At 26.1% G+C, this 17,769-nt stretch carries 13 protein-coding genes and 2 pseudogenes; all 15 read left to right on the top strand.

What is annotated here, in order from left to right; translation table 11 throughout:
• Positions 1-43 precede the first annotated feature (43 nt).
• The 15 genes and pseudogenes from ftsI to speD all read left to right on the top strand — a co-directional run bounded on the left by ftsI (position 44) and on the right by speD (position 17,668).
• On the top strand, positions 44-1,759 hold the full coding sequence (ftsI, locus tag G4A98_01100) for a peptidoglycan glycosyltransferase FtsI (protein ID QIQ41816.1): 1,716 nt from the start codon (positions 44-46) through the stop codon (positions 1,757-1,759).
• Positions 1,760-1,793: 34 nt separating this feature from the next.
• Positions 1,794-3,287 carry a UDP-N-acetylmuramoyl-L-alanyl-D-glutamate--2,6-diaminopimelate ligase gene (murE, locus tag G4A98_01095; GenBank protein QIQ41815.1) on the top strand — a complete coding sequence of 498 codons (1,494 nt, stop codon included), beginning with the start codon at positions 1,794-1,796 and terminating at the stop codon, positions 3,285-3,287.
• Positions 3,284-4,662: pseudogene (gene murF / locus G4A98_01090) on the top strand (UDP-N-acetylmuramoyl-tripeptide--D-alanyl-D-alanine ligase). Before murE ends, murF begins: the two are co-directional and overlap by 4 nt.
• Positions 4,643-5,716 (top strand): phospho-N-acetylmuramoyl-pentapeptide-transferase, encoded by a 1,074-nt coding sequence (locus G4A98_01085; protein QIQ41814.1) that lies wholly within the window; start codon positions 4,643-4,645, stop codon positions 5,714-5,716. The pseudogene murF and the gene G4A98_01085 overlap by 20 nt, the downstream one beginning before the upstream one ends.
• Complete coding sequence (murD, locus tag G4A98_01080) at positions 5,716-7,035, top strand: UDP-N-acetylmuramoyl-L-alanine--D-glutamate ligase (GenBank protein ID QIQ41813.1); 1,320 nt, start codon at positions 5,716-5,718, stop codon at positions 7,033-7,035. The genes G4A98_01085 and murD overlap by 1 nt, the downstream gene beginning before the upstream one ends.
• Complete coding sequence (gene ftsW / locus G4A98_01075; GenBank protein QIQ41812.1) at positions 7,032-8,231, top strand: cell division protein FtsW; 1,200 nt, start codon at positions 7,032-7,034, stop codon at positions 8,229-8,231. The genes murD and ftsW overlap by 4 nt, the downstream gene beginning before the upstream one ends.
• Complete coding sequence (gene murG / locus G4A98_01070; protein QIQ41811.1) at positions 8,228-9,292, top strand: undecaprenyldiphospho-muramoylpentapeptide beta-N-acetylglucosaminyltransferase; 1,065 nt, start codon at positions 8,228-8,230, stop codon at positions 9,290-9,292. The genes ftsW and murG overlap by 4 nt, the downstream gene beginning before the upstream one ends.
• Positions 9,293-9,326: 34 nt before the next feature.
• Positions 9,327-10,772 (top strand): UDP-N-acetylmuramate--L-alanine ligase, encoded by a 1,446-nt coding sequence (locus G4A98_01065; GenBank protein ID QIQ41810.1) that lies wholly within the window; start codon positions 9,327-9,329, stop codon positions 10,770-10,772.
• Positions 10,773-10,776: 4 nt separating this feature from the next.
• Positions 10,777-11,696, top strand: a pseudogene (locus G4A98_01060) (D-alanine--D-alanine ligase).
• 205 nt (positions 11,697-11,901) lie between these two features.
• Positions 11,902-13,158: a cell division protein FtsA gene (gene ftsA, locus G4A98_01055; GenBank protein ID QIQ41809.1), complete on the top strand. Its 1,257-nt coding sequence runs from the start codon at positions 11,902-11,904 to the stop codon at positions 13,156-13,158.
• 54 nt (positions 13,159-13,212) lie between these two features.
• The gene (gene ftsZ / locus G4A98_01050; GenBank protein ID QIQ41808.1) at positions 13,213-14,367 is read left to right on the top strand and encodes a cell division protein FtsZ; all 1,155 of its coding nucleotides are present in this window, start codon (positions 13,213-13,215) and stop codon (positions 14,365-14,367) included.
• A gap of 237 nt (positions 14,368-14,604) precedes the next feature.
• A complete protein-coding gene (erpA, locus tag G4A98_01045; GenBank protein ID QIQ41807.1) occupies positions 14,605-14,949 on the top strand; it encodes an iron-sulfur cluster insertion protein ErpA in 345 nt (114 codons plus the stop codon).
• Positions 14,950-15,015: 66 nt separating this feature from the next.
• Complete coding sequence (locus G4A98_01040) at positions 15,016-15,714, top strand: 5'-methylthioadenosine/adenosylhomocysteine nucleosidase (protein QIQ41806.1); 699 nt, start codon at positions 15,016-15,018, stop codon at positions 15,712-15,714.
• Positions 15,715-15,985: 271 nt separating this feature from the next.
• Positions 15,986-16,846 (top strand): polyamine aminopropyltransferase, encoded by an 861-nt coding sequence (gene speE, locus G4A98_01035; GenBank protein QIQ41805.1) that lies wholly within the window; start codon positions 15,986-15,988, stop codon positions 16,844-16,846.
• A gap of 27 nt (positions 16,847-16,873) precedes the next feature.
• Positions 16,874-17,668: an adenosylmethionine decarboxylase gene (speD, locus tag G4A98_01030; GenBank protein ID QIQ41804.1), complete on the top strand. Its 795-nt coding sequence runs from the start codon at positions 16,874-16,876 to the stop codon at positions 17,666-17,668.
• Positions 17,669-17,769: the final 101 nt, after the last annotated feature.

The following is a 17,769-nucleotide window of genomic DNA, read 5'->3' as shown; positions in this document are numbered from 1 at the left end:
TATTTGATAAAAAAGATGTAAATTGATGGATATCATTTAAAAAATGTACAAAAAAGAAAAAATTAATTTTTTTAAAGAAAAAAATATAAAAAAAATAAACTATATAAATTGGCGATTTTTTATATTATGTAGTTTTATTTTTCTATCCTTAATGACTTTAACATTACGCATAATTTTTTTACAAATAATCAATTCTAATCTACTCATAATAGAAGGAGATCGTAGAACATTAAGAATGCAATCTTTACTTAGTACACGAGGAAATATTAATGATCGAGACGGATATCCGCTAGCAGTGACTGTATCAGTCAACGCTATCTGTGCAGATCCATCAGAAGTTCTTAACAAAAAAAATATTGAACATAATAAACGTTGGGACGCTTTGTCAGAAGTTCTTTCAATCCCATTAAAAAACATATTTTTACATATAAATGCTCATAAGAAATCAAAATTTATTTATTTAGCGCGTCAAATCAATCCTGAGATTGCAAAGTATATTAAAAAATTACAGTTACCTGGTATTTTTTTATTAGAAGAATCAAAAAGATATTATCCTTTTGGAAAAATTGCAGCTCAACTTATAGGTATAACTAACATAGATGGTATCGGAATTGAAGGTGTAGAAAAAAGTTTTAACACACTACTAACAGGAAAACCAGGAAAAAGAAAAATTAGAAAAGATAACAAGGGAGAAATTGTTGAAAATACATCTTTAGTTGAAGAGAGTCCATCTAATAACTTAACACTTAGTATTAATGCTCAATTACAAAGTATTGTATATCATAAATTATACGAAGCAGTAGAGAAAAATAAGGCTGATTCTGGAACTGCAGTTTTAATTGATATTAAAACAGGGGAAGTTTTAGCTATGGCAAACAGTCCTTCATATAATCCTAATAATATGCGACATATCATAAAAAAAAATATTCGTAATAGAGCCATTACAGATATTTTTGAACCAGGTTCAACAGTAAAGCCAATAGTAATTATGGAAGCGTTAAAACTTGGAATTATTCAAGAAAAATCAATAATTGACACTAAACCTTTTTTCATTAAAAGACATCAAATAAAAGATGTTTCTTATCATGATCAACTTACTATAACTGGTATATTGCAAAAATCAAGTAATGTAGGAGTATCAAAAATTGCACTATCTATGCCAATTTTAAAATTACTTGATAGTTATATTAATTTTGGATTAGGACAACCAACTCAACTAGGACTCATTGGTGAAAAAAGCGGTTTTTTCCCTAAAAAAAAAAAATGGGCTGATTTAGATAAAGCTACTTTCTCTTTTGGATATGGTCTCATGGTCACCCCTCTTCAGCTAGCACGATTATATGCTACTATCGGAAGTTATGGAATATATCGTCCACTTTCAATTATAAAAATTAATAGTCCAATAGATGAAAAAAGAATTTTTCCAAAACAATATGTGCAAAAAGTAATTAATATGATGGAAAGTGTTGCCAAACCAGGAGGAGGAGGTATTCAAGCCGCAGTCAAAGGATATCGTGTTGCTATTAAAACAGGAACTGCAAAAAAAGTAGGCATTCATGGACGTTATATTAAAAAATACACAGCGTATACTGCAGGAATCGCTCCAGCTAGCGATCCAAGATTTTCATTAATCATTGTAATCGATAATCCTAAGGGAAAAAAATATTATGGAGGTGCAGTTTCTGCTCCAGTTTTTAGCAGTATAATGACATTAGTATTAAAAAAAATGAATATCAAACCAGATAATTTATTGAATTAAAATACTATTTTACAATCAAATCGACAGAAATTGAATGAATAAAACTTGCTTAAAATATCTGCTTGCACCGTGGATTAAAGATATTCCAAATAAATATATTTTAAATTTAAATATAGATAGTAGAACTGTAAATAAAGGCGATTTATTTATAGCTGTTCCAGGAATAAAACAAGATGGACGTAATTTTGTTTTCGAAGCTATTTATAAAAAATCAGCAGCTATTCTATATGAAACTAAAAAAAAAGAAAATCATGGAACATTTAAATATATTAACAATGTTCTTATAATATATTTTTTTAAACTATCTGAAAATATATCGATGCTAGCCAGTCGTTTCTACAAAGAACCAGGAAACAAATTAAAAATAATTGGCATAACTGGAACTAATGGAAAAACTACCGTAACACAATTAATCAATCAATGGAGTAAAATTTTAGGCGATAAAAATGCAACCATGGGAACTTTAGGAAATGGTTTCTATGACTCTTTACAATCTACGAAAAATACAACATCTTCTGCCATTTTTATTCACTTATTTTTATCTATAGCATTAGAAAAAAAAGCTAAATTAGTTACGATGGAAGTTTCTTCACATGGTTTGATACAGCATCGTGTCAAAGCTGTTCCTTTTTATATTGCAATCTTTACAAATCTAACACAAGATCATCTAGATTATCATCAAAATATGGAAAAATATGAATCAGCAAAATGGTTATTGTTTAGCACACATAAAGTTAAAAAAATTATATTAAATGCTGATGATCCATATGGAAAAATATGGCTAAAAAAACTACTTAATTACTATACAATAGCAGTTACTATTAAAAATTCTGCACAAAAAAAATATGCTACAAAATGGATAAATGCTACTGATATTAAATATGCTAATAATTTTGTTTGTATAGTATTTGAATCAAGTTGGGGGAAAGGTGAAATATTATCTAGTCTCATTGGCCATTTTAACGTAACAAATCTCTTGTTATCATTAGCTTGTCTTTTAGAACTAGGTCATAGTTTATCTAATTTAATTAATACATCTCAAAAAATAATGCCTGTATCTGGTCGAATGGAAACATTTACTCTTATCAAAAAACCAACTTTTATTATTGACTATGCTCATACACCTGATGCATTAAAAAAAACACTAGATGCAATTCGCTTGCACTATCAAAGATATATATGGTGTATATTTGGATGTGGAGGAGAAAGAGATCAAAAAAAACGTCCTATCATGGGTGCTATTGCAGAAAAAATGTCAGATAAAGTTATTATTACTAATGACAATCCAAGAAATGAAAAAGAAAAGAAAATTATTGAAGATATTTTAAATGGTTGTCAAAATAAAAAAAGAATACTAATTATTCCAAACAGAAAACAAGCAATATCTTACGCTTATTTTAAAGCAAAATATAATCATATAATTTTAATATCCGGGAAAGGACATGAAGAAAAACAAATAATTCAAAATAGATATATTAAGTATTCAGATAAAAAAATAGTTTTAAACTTATTGGAAGAAAAAATATGATTTCTTTATCGTTAAAAAAAATTGCTTCTATTACTAATGGAAAGCTACATGGAATAGATCTATTGATAAACGAGATTATTATTGATACGAAAAAAATTATTCCAGGATGTCTTTTTATTGCTTTAATAGGAAAAAATTTTGATGCACATATTTTCATAAACGATGCCATTAAAAAAGGATGTGTTGCTTTTATCACACAAAAAGATATAAATTCTTATGTATCATATATTGTAGTACAAAATACATCTATTGCTTTAGGGCAAATTTCTAGTTGGGTTCGTAAAAAAACAAATGTCAAGGTATTGGCTATTACAGGTTCTTGTGGTAAAACTTCAGTAAAAGAAATGACAGCATCAATACTTAGACAAAATGGAAATACAATATCTACTATTGATAATTCAAATAACAATATTGGTGTAGCAATGACTTTATTGCAAATTACAAAAAAGCATAAATATGCTGTTATTGAATTGGGAGCAAATAAACCAGGTGAAATTTCTTATACCAGTAATATCAGTAAACCAGAAATTGTACTAATTAACAATATTCACTGTGCTCATTTACAAGGATTTAAATCATTATTAGGAGTATCTAAAGCAAAATCAGAAATATTCTCTGGTTTGAAACCTGATGGAATAGTTATTATTAATTTAGATAGTCATCATCTTTCACAATGGAAGAAAGATATACAAAAAAACGATGTTTTATATTTTTCTGTTAAAAAAAAAAATATAGTAATTTTTTTTGTAGCAATATTAAAATCCATCTATATGGCACGTCTTTTACGATGCATACACCATGTGGAAAAATAAATATTTCATTTCCATTTTTAGGTTATCAAAATATATCTAATGCATTAGCAGCCAGTGCTCTTGCTTTTTCAATTAAAATACCTTTAAAAAAAATAAAAGCAGGACTATTACAAACTCCTATTATCTCAAAAAGATTAGAATCTATTATATTAGAACCTAATAAAATTTTAATTGATGATACTTATAATTCTAATGTTTCATCTATGATTTCAGCAATAAAAGTATTAGAAAAAATGCCTGGTTATAAAATATTAGTTACTGGAGATATGGCAGAATTGGGAGAGAAAAGTATTTTGTATCACAAAATGATAGGAAATACTGCTAATTTATCTAAAATTAATAAAATTTTTAGCATTGGTAATATAAGTAAAGAAATTACCCAAATTTTTAATAATGGAAAACATTTTTACAATAAAAACAACTTAATTGAGCATTTAAAAAATTTTTTTTTAAAGAAAAAAAAAATAACAATATTAGTGAAAGGATCTCGTAGTACAAAAATGGAAGAAGTAGTAGAAAAACTTGTCAAAGAGAGTAAAAAAAATGTTAATTTTTTGCAATAAATACTTCAATTGTAATTTAAATACTATTTCTTATATTCCGTATCGTGCAATATTGAGTTTATTAACTTCTTTTTTTATTAATTTATATATTGGCCCATATTTTATATATTACCTTAAAAAATTACAAAAATATCAAATAATACGAAAAAATGGACCAAGAACACACCATTTAAAAAATAATATACCTACTATGGGTGGAATTTTTATAATTTTTTCTATATTTGTTTCAACAATTTTATATTGTAATTTATCTAATATTTATATTTGGTATGTTATTAGTGTTTTAATAGGATATGGTGGAATAGGTATAATAGATGACTACAAAAAAATTAAATATAAAAATTCTAAAGGATTAACATTAAAATGGAAATATTTTTGGTTATCTATTCTTGCTTTTGGACTTATTTATTTAATAAATATTTATAATAAAAATATTATTTCTACTGAATTAATTATTCCTTTTTATATAAAAAATTCTTTTGAAATAAATTATCTATATATATTTCTTGCTTATTTTGTAATAGTTGGTACCAGTAATGCAGTTAATCTAACAGATGGATTAGATGGTTTATCGATTATGCCTGTTATTTTTTTAACTATTGGTTTTACATTAATATCTTTATTTAGTGGAAATATAAACAGTTCTAATTTTCTACATGTTCATTATGTAGAAAATTCAGGAGAGCTAGCTATATTATGTATGGCAATTATTGGTTCAGGATTAGGTTTTTTATGGTTTAATAGCTATCCAGCTAAGGTGTTTATGGGAGATGTTGGTTCCCTTTCACTAGGTGGAGCTTTAGGAACTATAGCAATATTATTGCATCAAGAGTTATTGCTAATTATTATGGGTGGTATTTTTGTTTTTGAAACAATATCTGTTATTTTACAAATTATATCATTTAAAATTAGAAAAAAAAGAATTTTAAAAATGGCGCCAATTCATCACCATTATGAACTTAAAGGAATACTAGAACCTTTAATTGTTATAAGGTTCTGGATTGTATCATTAATATTACTATTAATAGGTCTTATTTCTTTACAGGTATGTTAATGTCATATAATTATTTTGGTAAAAAAATATTAATCTTGGGTATGGGGTTAACAGGAATATCGTGTCTTAATTTCTTTTTAAAAAAAGGCATTAGACCTAAAATCATTGATGAGTCTAAATATCCTATACATTTGATACAAATTCCTAAAAACATTGAATATAGTTTAGGAAGTTTAGAACATACATGGATTTTAGAATCAGATTTAATTATAATAAGCCCAGGAATTTCTTCATTTCGACCTATTTTAATTAAGGCACGTTTACTAGGAATTGAAATTATTAGCGATATTGAATTATTTGCTAGAGAAGTAACTTCTCCGGTTATTTCAATTACAGGAACTAATGGAAAAAGCACTGTAGCTACAATGATTGCAAAAATTGCAAAAAATGCAGGTTATAAAATTTCTTTAGGTGGAAACATTGGTTTTCCTGTATTAAAAATGCTTGATAAACAATCTGATTTATACATCATAGAACTATCTAGTTTTCAACTAGAAAATACTTTTACTTTAAAATCAAAAATAGCGGTTATTCTTAATATTAGTGAAGATCATATTAATCGATATCCACAAGGATTCCAACAGTATAAAAAAACTAAAACATCTATATATAGTCAAGCAGAAATTTGCATAATCAATTCAAAAGATAAATTAAACAACACTATTCATAATAAAGGACAAAATTGGATTAGTTTTGGCACAAAAAAAAGTGATTATTATATTTCTTCTAAAAATAACGATACTATTTTGTGTTATAAAAATAACAAAATATTAAATACTAATGAAATATTGTTATCTGGTAATCATAATTATAACAATATATTAGTCTCGATCGCTATTTCGGATGCAATGAAATTTTCTAGAAATGACTCAATAAATACACTGAAAAACTTTTCAAACTTACCACATCGATGTCAAATAATAACAAGCAAAAAAGGGATAGATTGGATAAATGATTCTAAATCTACAAATGTAAATAGTACCAAAGCGGCTTTGAATTCTATAAAAACGACCGGGACAATACGATTATTACTAGGTGGAGATAGCAAATCTGCAAATTTTAATATGTTGAAAATATATTTTCATAAGCTCAAAATAAAAATTTACTGTTTTGGAAAAGATGGAATTAAATTATCAAAAATATGTAGAAAAAAATCTATTTATGTTAAAGATTTAAAAAGAGCAATGATATTGATTGCAAAACAAGTTAAGTCAGGTGATACAGTACTTTTATCTCCTGGTTGTAGTAGTTTAGATCAGTTTTCTAACTTTGAGGAGAGGGGTGATCTTTTTATAAGATTAACCAAAAAAATCACTTGATATATTTAGAAAAAAAACATGTAAAAAACAAAAACAATATAGAAATAGTCGATGATAAAAAAGATTCTTTTTTTATATTGTATGATCGTATATTAGTATGGTTAACTTTAAGTTTATTTTCTATTGGTTTAATTATGGTTATATCTGCATCAATTCCTATAAGTCAAAATATATATCATAATCCATTTTTTTTTATAAAAAGAGAAATTTTTTATTTTTTTTTAATATTTTTATTATCTTTTATTTTTTTACGTACACCAATTATTTTTTGGGAAAAAAACAGTAATATAATATTAATAGTTTCAATTGCGTTATTAATTTTTGTATTGCTAGTAGGTCATTCAATACATGGATCTTTTCGATGGATCAATATAGGTTTCTTACATATACAACCTTCTGAAATATGTAAAATTTCTTCTTTTTGTTATATATCTAGTTATTTATCACGAAAATTTAATGAAGTACGTAATAATTTCTGGGGTTTTTTTAAACCTATGAGTATTATTATAATACAATCAATACTTCTATTAGCAGAACCTGATTTAGGAAGTGTTGTTGTTCTATTTTTTACTACATTATCAATTTTATTTCTTTCTGGTGCTAAAATAGGTCAATTTTTTATAATTATTACTGTTAGCTTATTAATAGTAATTTTATTAATATTATTAGAACCTTATCGTATGAAAAGAGTCTTATCTTTTTGGAATCCTTGGGAAGATCCATTTGGGAATGGATATCAATTAACACAATCATTAATGGCATTAGGTCGTGGAAATTTTCTAGGACAGGGATTAGGTAATTCAATACAAAAACTAAATTATTTACCTGACGCACATAGTGATTTTATATTTTCTATTATAGGCGAAGAGTTAGGTTATCTTGGTTCTTTTTTAATATTATTAATAATTTTCACGCTTTCTTTGCGTGCTATGTATATTGGACAGAAAGCATTAGAACAAAAACAAATTTTTCCAGGATTTTTAGCATGTTCTATTGGTATTTGGTTTAGCTTTCAAACATTAATTAATGTGGGTGCTGTTACTGGTATTTTACCAACTAAAGGATTAACTTTACCATTTATTAGTTATGGTGGATCAAGTTTGATTATAAATTCAATAGCTATTTTTTTTTTATTAAGAATCGATTTTGAAACAAGATTAAGAACATATCAAGCATTTCCTAGAGGACCTAAATGATTCCTAAAAAAATAATAATTATGGCCGGAGGAAGTGGTGGCCATGTTTTTCCAGGACTAACTATAGCACGTTATTTAATTCAAAAAGGATGGCGTGTTAATTGGATAGGAATAAAAAATAGCATAGAATCTAAAATTATACCTAAATCTGGTATTAAAATTCATTATATAAAAATTAAAGGATTACGTAATGCTAGCTTAAAAAATATAATTATTGCACCAATATATATATTACGTGCTTATTACGATGTTAAAAAAATAATAAAAAAATGGTCTCCAGACATCATATTAGGAATGGGAGGATATGTATCTGGTCCAGGAGGAATCGCTGCTTGGAGTTGTAAAATTCCATTTATTTTACATGAACAAAATAAAATTGCAGGAATAACCAATCAATGGTTATCTAAAATATCTATAAAAAATATGCAAGCGTATCCTGGTGTTTTAAAAAATGCAGAAGTAGTTGGAAATCCAGTTTGTAAAAGTATTATCAACATTCCTCCTCCTGTTGATCGTTTTGCAAATAGAGAAGGTCTTTTACGAGTATTAGTTATTGGTGGCAGTCAAGGATCTTCAATTTTAAATTGTATATTACCTGAAGTAGCTTTTTTATTAAAAGAAAAAATTATTCTCTGGCATCAAACAGGGAGTTATGAATTAGAAAAAACAAAAAAAAAATATCAAGAATTCCAATTAAATAAATGCATAACTACTTGCTTTATAAAAAATATCGCTGCTGCATATGAATGGGCCGATATAATTATTTGTCGTTCTGGAGCGTTGACTGTAAGTGAAATATCTATTGTAGGAATAGCTGCTATCTTTATACCATATCCACATAAAGATAAACAGCAACATCGAAATGCAGAAGATTTAGAATTAATTGGTGCTGCAAAAATAATTGATCAATCAAATTTTAATACTACATTAATAGTTAATATACTTGATTCCCTAAATAGAGATCAACTTTTAATTATGGCAGAAAAAGCGTTTACTCTCGGTACTCGTAATGCAATGTTAAACGTTTTTAATGTTATCAATAAGATTGTTAAAAAAATATAAATATCACATATTTAAATAAATTAAGATAAAAAGTATGAATATAAAAGATATAAAAAAAATTAATTTTTTTATTTCAGAAAAAAAAAATAAAAACATCCATCTTATTGGAATCGGTGGTTCCGGGATGGTAGGGATTGCTTTAATTCTATTAAAATTAGGATATAAAATCAGCGGATCTGATTTGTTAGAAAGTGTAATTACAAAAAAATTAATTAGTTTAGGCGCAATTATATATTTTCAACATTCTACAAAAAACATTAAAAATGTTGATTTTATTATTAAATCTAGTTCTATCTCATCAAAAAATAAAGAAATTATTGCTGCTAAAAAATATAATATTCCTATATTATTAAGAGCAGAAATGCTTGCAATATTGATGAGTTTTAAATTTGGAATAGCAATTTCTGGTACACATGGAAAAACTACTACTACATCAATGATTTCAGATATTTTTATCGAAAGTGGTCTACGGCCGACTTTAATTAATGGAGGATTAATAAAATCAATTGATTCTTATGCACAATTAGGCTCTTCTGATTATTTTATTGTAGAAGCAGATGAAAGTGATGCTTCTTTTTTATATTTAAATCCCAAGATAGTGATTGTAACTAATATTGAACCTGATCATATGGATTATTATAATAATGATTTTAAACAATTGAAATGCACTTTTCTAGTTTTTTTGAATAAAATTCCATTGCATGGAACTGCTATAGTATGTATAGATAATAGCGCTATTTGTAATATTTTACCTAATATAAAATGTAAGGTAATTACATATGGCTTTAATAAAAATGCTGATGTCCGAATTTTTTGCTACGAACAAAATTATTTTTTTGGGAATTTTCAAATAATTGTTAAAAATAAAAAAAAATTAAATATAACATTAAATATACCTGGTAAACATAATGCATTAAATGCAGCTGCAGCTATTGCCCTTGCAATAAACCAGGGTGTAAAAAATCATAATATTATTTTATCATTAGAAAAATTTCAGGGCACTTGTAGAAGATTTGAATTTCTTGGATTTCTTTCAATGGAGAAACATATTAATAATAGTATAAATTGTATGTTAATAGACGATTATGGGCATCATCCTACAGCATTATATGAAACTATTCACACAGTACGAATTAGTTGGCCACATAAAAACTTAATCATGATATTTCAGCCACATCGATATACAAGAACATATAATTTATATCATGATTTTATTCAAATTTTGTCTCAGGTTGATCTTCTCTTAATATTAAATGTATACTCTGCAAACGAACAATTTATTGTTGGAGCAGATAGTCTTTCACTTTTTAATGATATAAAAAAATTAGGAAAAACTGATGTAATTTTAATTTCTGATCATAATACAATATTAGAAACTATTGTGTCTAAATTAAATGGAAATGATATTATTTTAATACAAGGAGCTGGAAATATAGATACGATCATACATGAAACATTAATTAAAAAAATAAAAAAGTGACAGTATGAATAAAAAAATAGCAGTTTTATTAGGTGGGATATCTTCTGAAAGAAAAATTTCAATAAAATCAGGATATGCTGTTCTTAAAAGTCTATTAAAATCTGGACTTAATGCATATCCAATTGATACACGTGATTATTCTATAACACAATTACGACAAGAAGATTTTGATAAAGCATACATTTCATTACATGGGAAGGGTGGTGAAGACGGTAGTATTCAAGGAGTTCTTGAATATTTAAATATTCCTTACACAGGTAGTGGAATTATGGCTTCTTCAATCTCCATAGATAAATTTAGAACTAAACTATTATGGAAATCTTGCGGTCTGTTAACAGCACCTGATTTTTATATTTCAAAAAAAAAAACATTGCATTTTTATATAACATTATAGAAAAAAAAACATTAAAATTAGGATTTCCTGTTTTAGTCAAGCCAAATAATCAAGGATCAAGTATAGGTATAACAATCGTATCTCATCTTGATCAACTTAAGAATGCTATAAATATAGCTTTTAATTACGATAATAATATTCTGATTGAAAAATTTATACAAGGAAAAGAATATACAGTATCTATTCTAGGTAAAAAAGTACTCCCTTCTATTTATATTGATACAAAGAATAATTTTTATGATTATAATGCTAAATATATATCTTCTTCTACTAAATACTTGTGTCCTAGTGGATTAAATACAATCCAAGAAACAAAACTAAAAAAAATAGCAAAATTAGCATGGAATATACTGGGATGCAGTGGATGTGGAAGAATTGATGTTATATTAGATAAAGAGAATAAATTTTGGTTATTAGAAGTAAATACTATACCTGGAATGACAAATAGAAGTTTGGTGCCCATATCTGCAAAAGAAATAGGAATATCATTTGATGAACTAGTATTATTGAATTTAAACATGAATAATTAAAATTTATTTGAATCTAATATCAAATAGAATTTTCTATATTTTTTTAAAAATATTAATATTGTTTGATGTATTGTTTACAGATAAAAAATAGAACAATAGATTTTTTAAATTAAATTTTATTGTAACATAAATGTAACAAAATCAAAAATTAGTTTATCGAAAAAAAAGAAATAACCAAAGAAATAAAGTACAGGCTAAAAAATAAATGATCATATCGAAAGACAGAAAATTAGTAGTAGGATTAGAAATTGGTACTACTAAAGTTGTAACTTTGGTAGGAGAAGTACTAATAGATGATACGATTAAAATTATTGGATTCGGAACCTGTTCGTCTAGAGGAATAGATAGAGGAAGAATTAATGATTTAGAATCTATAGTGTCATGCATACGAGAGTCTATCAATCAAGCTGAAATTATGGCAGATTGTCAAATTACTTCTGTATATTTATCTTTATCTAATAAATATATCAATTGTCAAAATGAAATAGGTATGATTCCAATTTCTGAAGATGAAGTGACCAAAGAAGATCTAGAAAACGCAATACACATTGCACAATCCGTTCAAATTCCTAATGAACATCATATTATACATGTAATACCTCAAGAGTACTCAATTGATCAACAATCTGGTATAAAAAACCCTATAGGTTTATCTGGAGTACGTATGCAAGTAAAAGTACATTTAATTACTTGTCATCAAAATATGGCTAAAAATATTATTAAGGCTGTAGAAAAATGTAATATACAAGTTGATCAAGTTATTTTCTCAGGTCTTGCTTCAAGTAAAGCAGTTTTAACTGAAGATGAATGTAATCTTGGTGTGTGTATGATAGATATAGGAGGAGGGACAATAGACTTTACTATTTATATTAATGGATCTATACAATATAGCCAAGTTATACCATATGCTGGAAACATTGTAACTAGTGATATCTCATATGCTTTTAGTACTTCTCACCATGATGCAGAAAATATGAAAATTAAATATGGTTCTACTAAAAAACCATCTTTGGGAACATCAAAGAATATTGATTTTTCTGATACAAGCAATCATTTTCAAAAAACTTTACAACAAGATGCATTAATAGAAGTAATTGAATCAAGATATATTGAATTATTATCTTTAGTACAAGATAAAATTATTCAGATGCAAAAAAAACTTTATAAAAAAGGAGAGAAATATGAATTATTAAGTGGCATAGTGCTTACTGGAGGTGGAGCAAATATTGCCGATCTAACTGACTGTGCGGAAAAAGTCTTCCATCAAAAAATACGGATTGCTAAACCTTTCAACATTTCTGGATTAATAGAAAAAATAACTGAACCATATTACTCAACAGTAATTGGTTTGTTATATTATGGAAAAGAATCTGATGTAAATATCGATAAGAAAAAAAAAGAAAATTTTTTTCTCGAAAAAATTTTTAAACGAATTAATAATTGGTTTAAAACAGAGTTTTAAAAACATATTGCACTTAAAAATTTAAAAAATATAGATATATAATGGAAATTAATCATGTTTGAACCTGCAGAGTTGAGTAATAACGCAATAATTAAAGTCATTGGTGTCGGAGGTGGAGGTGGAAATGCGGTAGAACATATGGTACGAGAACGTATTGAAGGTGTTGAATTTTTTGCAATTAATACTGATGCTCAAGCTCTAAGAAAAATAGAAGTAGGACAAACTATACAAATAGGAAACAATATAACAAAAGGATTAGGTGCAGGAGCTAATCCAGAAATTGGACGCACTTCAGCAGAAGAAGATAAAGAACTATTAAAATCTGCACTAGACGGTTCCGATATGGTTTTTATAGCAGCTGGAATGGGGGGAGGAACTGGAACTGGAGCTGCTCCTGTAGTAGCAGAGATTGCAAAAGAATTAAGTATTCTAACTGTCGCCGTAGTAACAAAGCCCTTCAATTTTGAAGGAAAGAAAAGAATGATTGTAGCAGAGCAGGGTATCATTGAACTATCAAAATATGTAGACTCCTTGATTACAATCCCCAATGATAAATTATTGAAAGTTCTGAGTCGGGGTATTTCTTTACTTGATGCTTTTAGTGCTGCTAACAATGTTCTAAAAGGAGCTGTACAAGGTATTGCTGAATTGATCACAAGACCTGGTTTGATGAACGTAGATTTTGCTGATGTACGTACTGTGATGGTAGAAATGGGATATGCAATGATGGGTACTGGGATCTCTTCTGGAGAAAATCGTGCAGAAGAAGCTGCAGAAATAGCTATATCTAGTCCTTTACTAGAAGATATAGATTTATCTGGTGCACGCGGTGTATTAGTCAATATTACTGCTGGTTTTGATTTAAAATTAGATGAATTTGAAACAGTCGGAAATACTATTAGATCTTTTGCTTCAGATAATGCAACAGTTGTCATCGGTACTTCTTTAGATCCTGATATGAACGATTCTCTTCGTGTAACAGTTGTTGCTACTGGAATAGGAATGGAAAAAGATTTAGATATTAATTCAACAAAAAATAAATCTTCTAGAGAAACATTAATGGATTATCGTTATCAATATTTAAATACATCTCCAACAAAAATAAATAAACAAATTACAAAAAAAGAAATAAAGAATTCTAAAGAGAAAATTAACAAAGAACCAGAATATTTAGATATTCCATCTTTTCTGCGTAAAAGAGCGGATTAATTTTTGTAAGATTATATATGTCTCTCTAAAAATATCTAAATTAAATACTGATTAATAATATTATTATTTTTTAATAACCTGCGCCAATAATGAATAAATTCTCTATCGGCGCATGGACGTGTTTTAAATTAAAAACACATATATAAAATATTTAAAAAATATTTATTTGTGATAAAATCATAATAAAATACTTATGCAAAATATATAAATTTAAGAAATTGTGAGAATAAAATAAAAATGGAAAAATCTTATAAAGATTATCTTACATTTACTGAAAAAGCAATAAAAAAAATAAAACATCTTATTGAAATACAAAACAATCATAATACAAAATTAAGGATTTATATAAACGGTGGTGGATGTAGTGGTTTTCAGTATCAGTTTGTTTTTGATACGGCAATAAATAAAGATGATATTATCATTGTTCAATCAAATATATCATTAATTATTGATCCTATTAGTTTACAGTATTTATATGGTGGTCAAATAGATTATCTAGAAAATTTAGAAGGTTCTAAGTTTGTAGTTTCTAATCCAAATGCAAAAAATACATGTGGATGCGGTTCATCGTTCAGCATTTAAAAACAACAATAAGATATATTTATTATCTTGTATAATTTTCAATGATTAAACATATATTATATTAAAATGAAAATCGGAATAATAGCTGCTATTAGTCAAGAAACTAAAATACTACAAAAAATTATATATCCATATATAAAAAAAATAATTGGAAATTGTAAAATTTATATAGGAACATTTAAAAATAACGATGTTTTTTTAATAAAATCAGGAATAGGAAAAGTGTCTGCTAGCATTTCCACTATGATTCTGATTAATTTATGTCAACCAGATATTATTATTAATAGTGGTTCTGCTGGAAGTTTACATTCATTATTAAAAATTGGCGACATTATTATTCCTGAACAAACATGTTATTATGACGTAGACTTAACAAATTTTGGATATACTCGAGGACAAATACCTAAGTATCCAAAAACATTTATAATTAACAAAACAATATATAATTTTTGTAAAAAAAATTCTGCCCGGTATCAATTAAAATTTATACAAGGACTTATTATTAGTGGTGATTCATTTATTCGAGATAACTCATATATAAAAATTTTAAAAAATCAATTTCCTTCTGCAATAGCTGTTGAAATGGAATCCACTGCAATAGCTCAAGTTTGTTATAAATTTAATATTCCTCTTATTGTGATAAAATCTATTTCTGATTTATCTGATAATCATGCTACTGTTAGTTTTAAAGAAAATATTTCACTTGCATCTTTTAAGTTTTCTGAATTTGTAAAAATTATTTTAGAAAATTTAGTCAATATATAAATATCATGTGATCTATTTAATAAACAATAGCATTCTTATATTATTTTTGATAACCTCTATTAAGATAATTTTTTCATAATTTTTATTTTTGTAAAAAATTTTAATATAAATGATAAAATTATTTTTAAAAAGCAAGTTATTTTTGTAAGAATTATTATCCTTCTTTTAAAAATTCCGAAAATAAAATCTACTATTTCATAGTACTCGTAATTGTTTATTAACCTCAAAATAATCTATAACATTACATTTTATAGGATATATAAATATAACTATGGATCAAAACAAAATATGGCATGAAAAACTTTATTGTCATTTTGGACAATATTTTTCAATTGAAAAATTGCTATATAAAAAAAAAACTCCTCATCACAAAGTAATCATCTTTAAAAATTCTATATTTGGTAAAATCATGGTCATAGATGATATTGTTCAAACAACTGAACGTGATGAATTCATATATCATGAAATACTAACTCATATACCTATATTTGCTCATGGTTCAATAAAGAATGTATTAATCATAGGAGGAGGTGATGGTGGTATACTTCGTGAAGTATGTAGACATAAAACTATTGACAGTATCACTATGGTTGAAATTGATATTAATATTATTGATTTATGTAAAAAATATTTCCCAAATCATAGTAATAATGCTTATCAAGATTCTCGTTTAAAATTAATCATTGATGATGGTTTAAATTTTACAAAAAAAACACAAGAAAAATTTGATTTAATCATATCAGATTCTACAGACCCTATTGGTTGCGGAAAAAATTTATTTCTATCAGAATTTTATTTTAATTGTAAAAATTGTCTTAACAAAAATGGTCTTTTTGTATCACAAAACGGTGTTTTCTTTCTTCAAAAAAATGAAACTATTCTTACTTATAAAAATTTAAAAAAATATTTTTATGATGTAAGATTTTATCAAGCGAACATTCCTACTTATTATGGTGGAATCATGATGTTTGCATGGGGTTCTGATAATATAGAACTGCGTAAAAATAGTTTAAAAAAAATACAATCACGAATAAAATATACAAAATTATCTTTTAATTACTATAATGATAAAATTCATATAAGTAGTTTTCATTTACCTCAATATATTCTTAATGCATTAAATGAAAGTTAAAAATCCTTTCATAGGAGAGTAATTAAATTGCAAAAACTAAAATTATATGGCTTTAATAATCTTACTAAAAGCCTAAGTTTTTGTATCTATGATATTTGCTATGCGAATACTAACGATTCACGTAATAGTTATATTTCTTATATTGATGAACAATACAATGCTATTCGATTAACTAAAATTTTAAAAGAAACGTGTTCAATTATTGGTGCTAACGTTTTGAATATATTTCATCAAGATTATGAACCTCAAGGTGCAAGTGTCACTATCTTAGTGTGTGAAGAACCAATTAATATAGAGAAAATTAATGTTTTAAATAAAAATATTATATCATCCTCTGTACTTGCTCATTTAGATAAAAGTCATATTTGTGTACATACGTATCCTGAAAGTCATCCGCAAAGTGGGATTTGTACTTTTCGAGCTGATATCGAAGTTTCAACATGTGGAATCATATCGCCTCTGAACGCATTAAATTATCTTATACATCAATTAGAGTCAGATATTGTTACAATTGAATATCGTGTTCGAGGATTTACTAGAGACATACATGGTATAAAACACTTTATCGACCATAAAATCAATTCCATTCAAAATTTTATGTCTAATAATATAAAATCTATGTATGATATGGTTGATGTTAATATGTATCAAGAAAATATTTTTCATACTCGAATGTTATTAAGAGAATTTAATTTAAAAAACTACTTATTTAACATTAATTTAGACGATCTAAACAAAAAAGAACATTCTTATATTGTGAACTTACTATGGAGAGAAATGCGCGAAATTTATTATGGAAGAAATATATCTAGAATAGATTGAATGTGAAAAATATTTTATATAAAAAACACATTTCAAAAAATTAATTCAAAATATTTAATAATTATTTCGAATAAGATAAAGTATTTTAAAAAAGAAAAGAT

Source organism: Buchnera aphidicola (Microlophium carnosum), from assembly GCA_011752475.1.
Lineage (GTDB): Bacteria > Pseudomonadota > Gammaproteobacteria > Enterobacterales > Enterobacteriaceae > Buchnera > Buchnera aphidicola_BG.
This window is presented reverse-complemented; position numbering and strand designations above follow the sequence as displayed.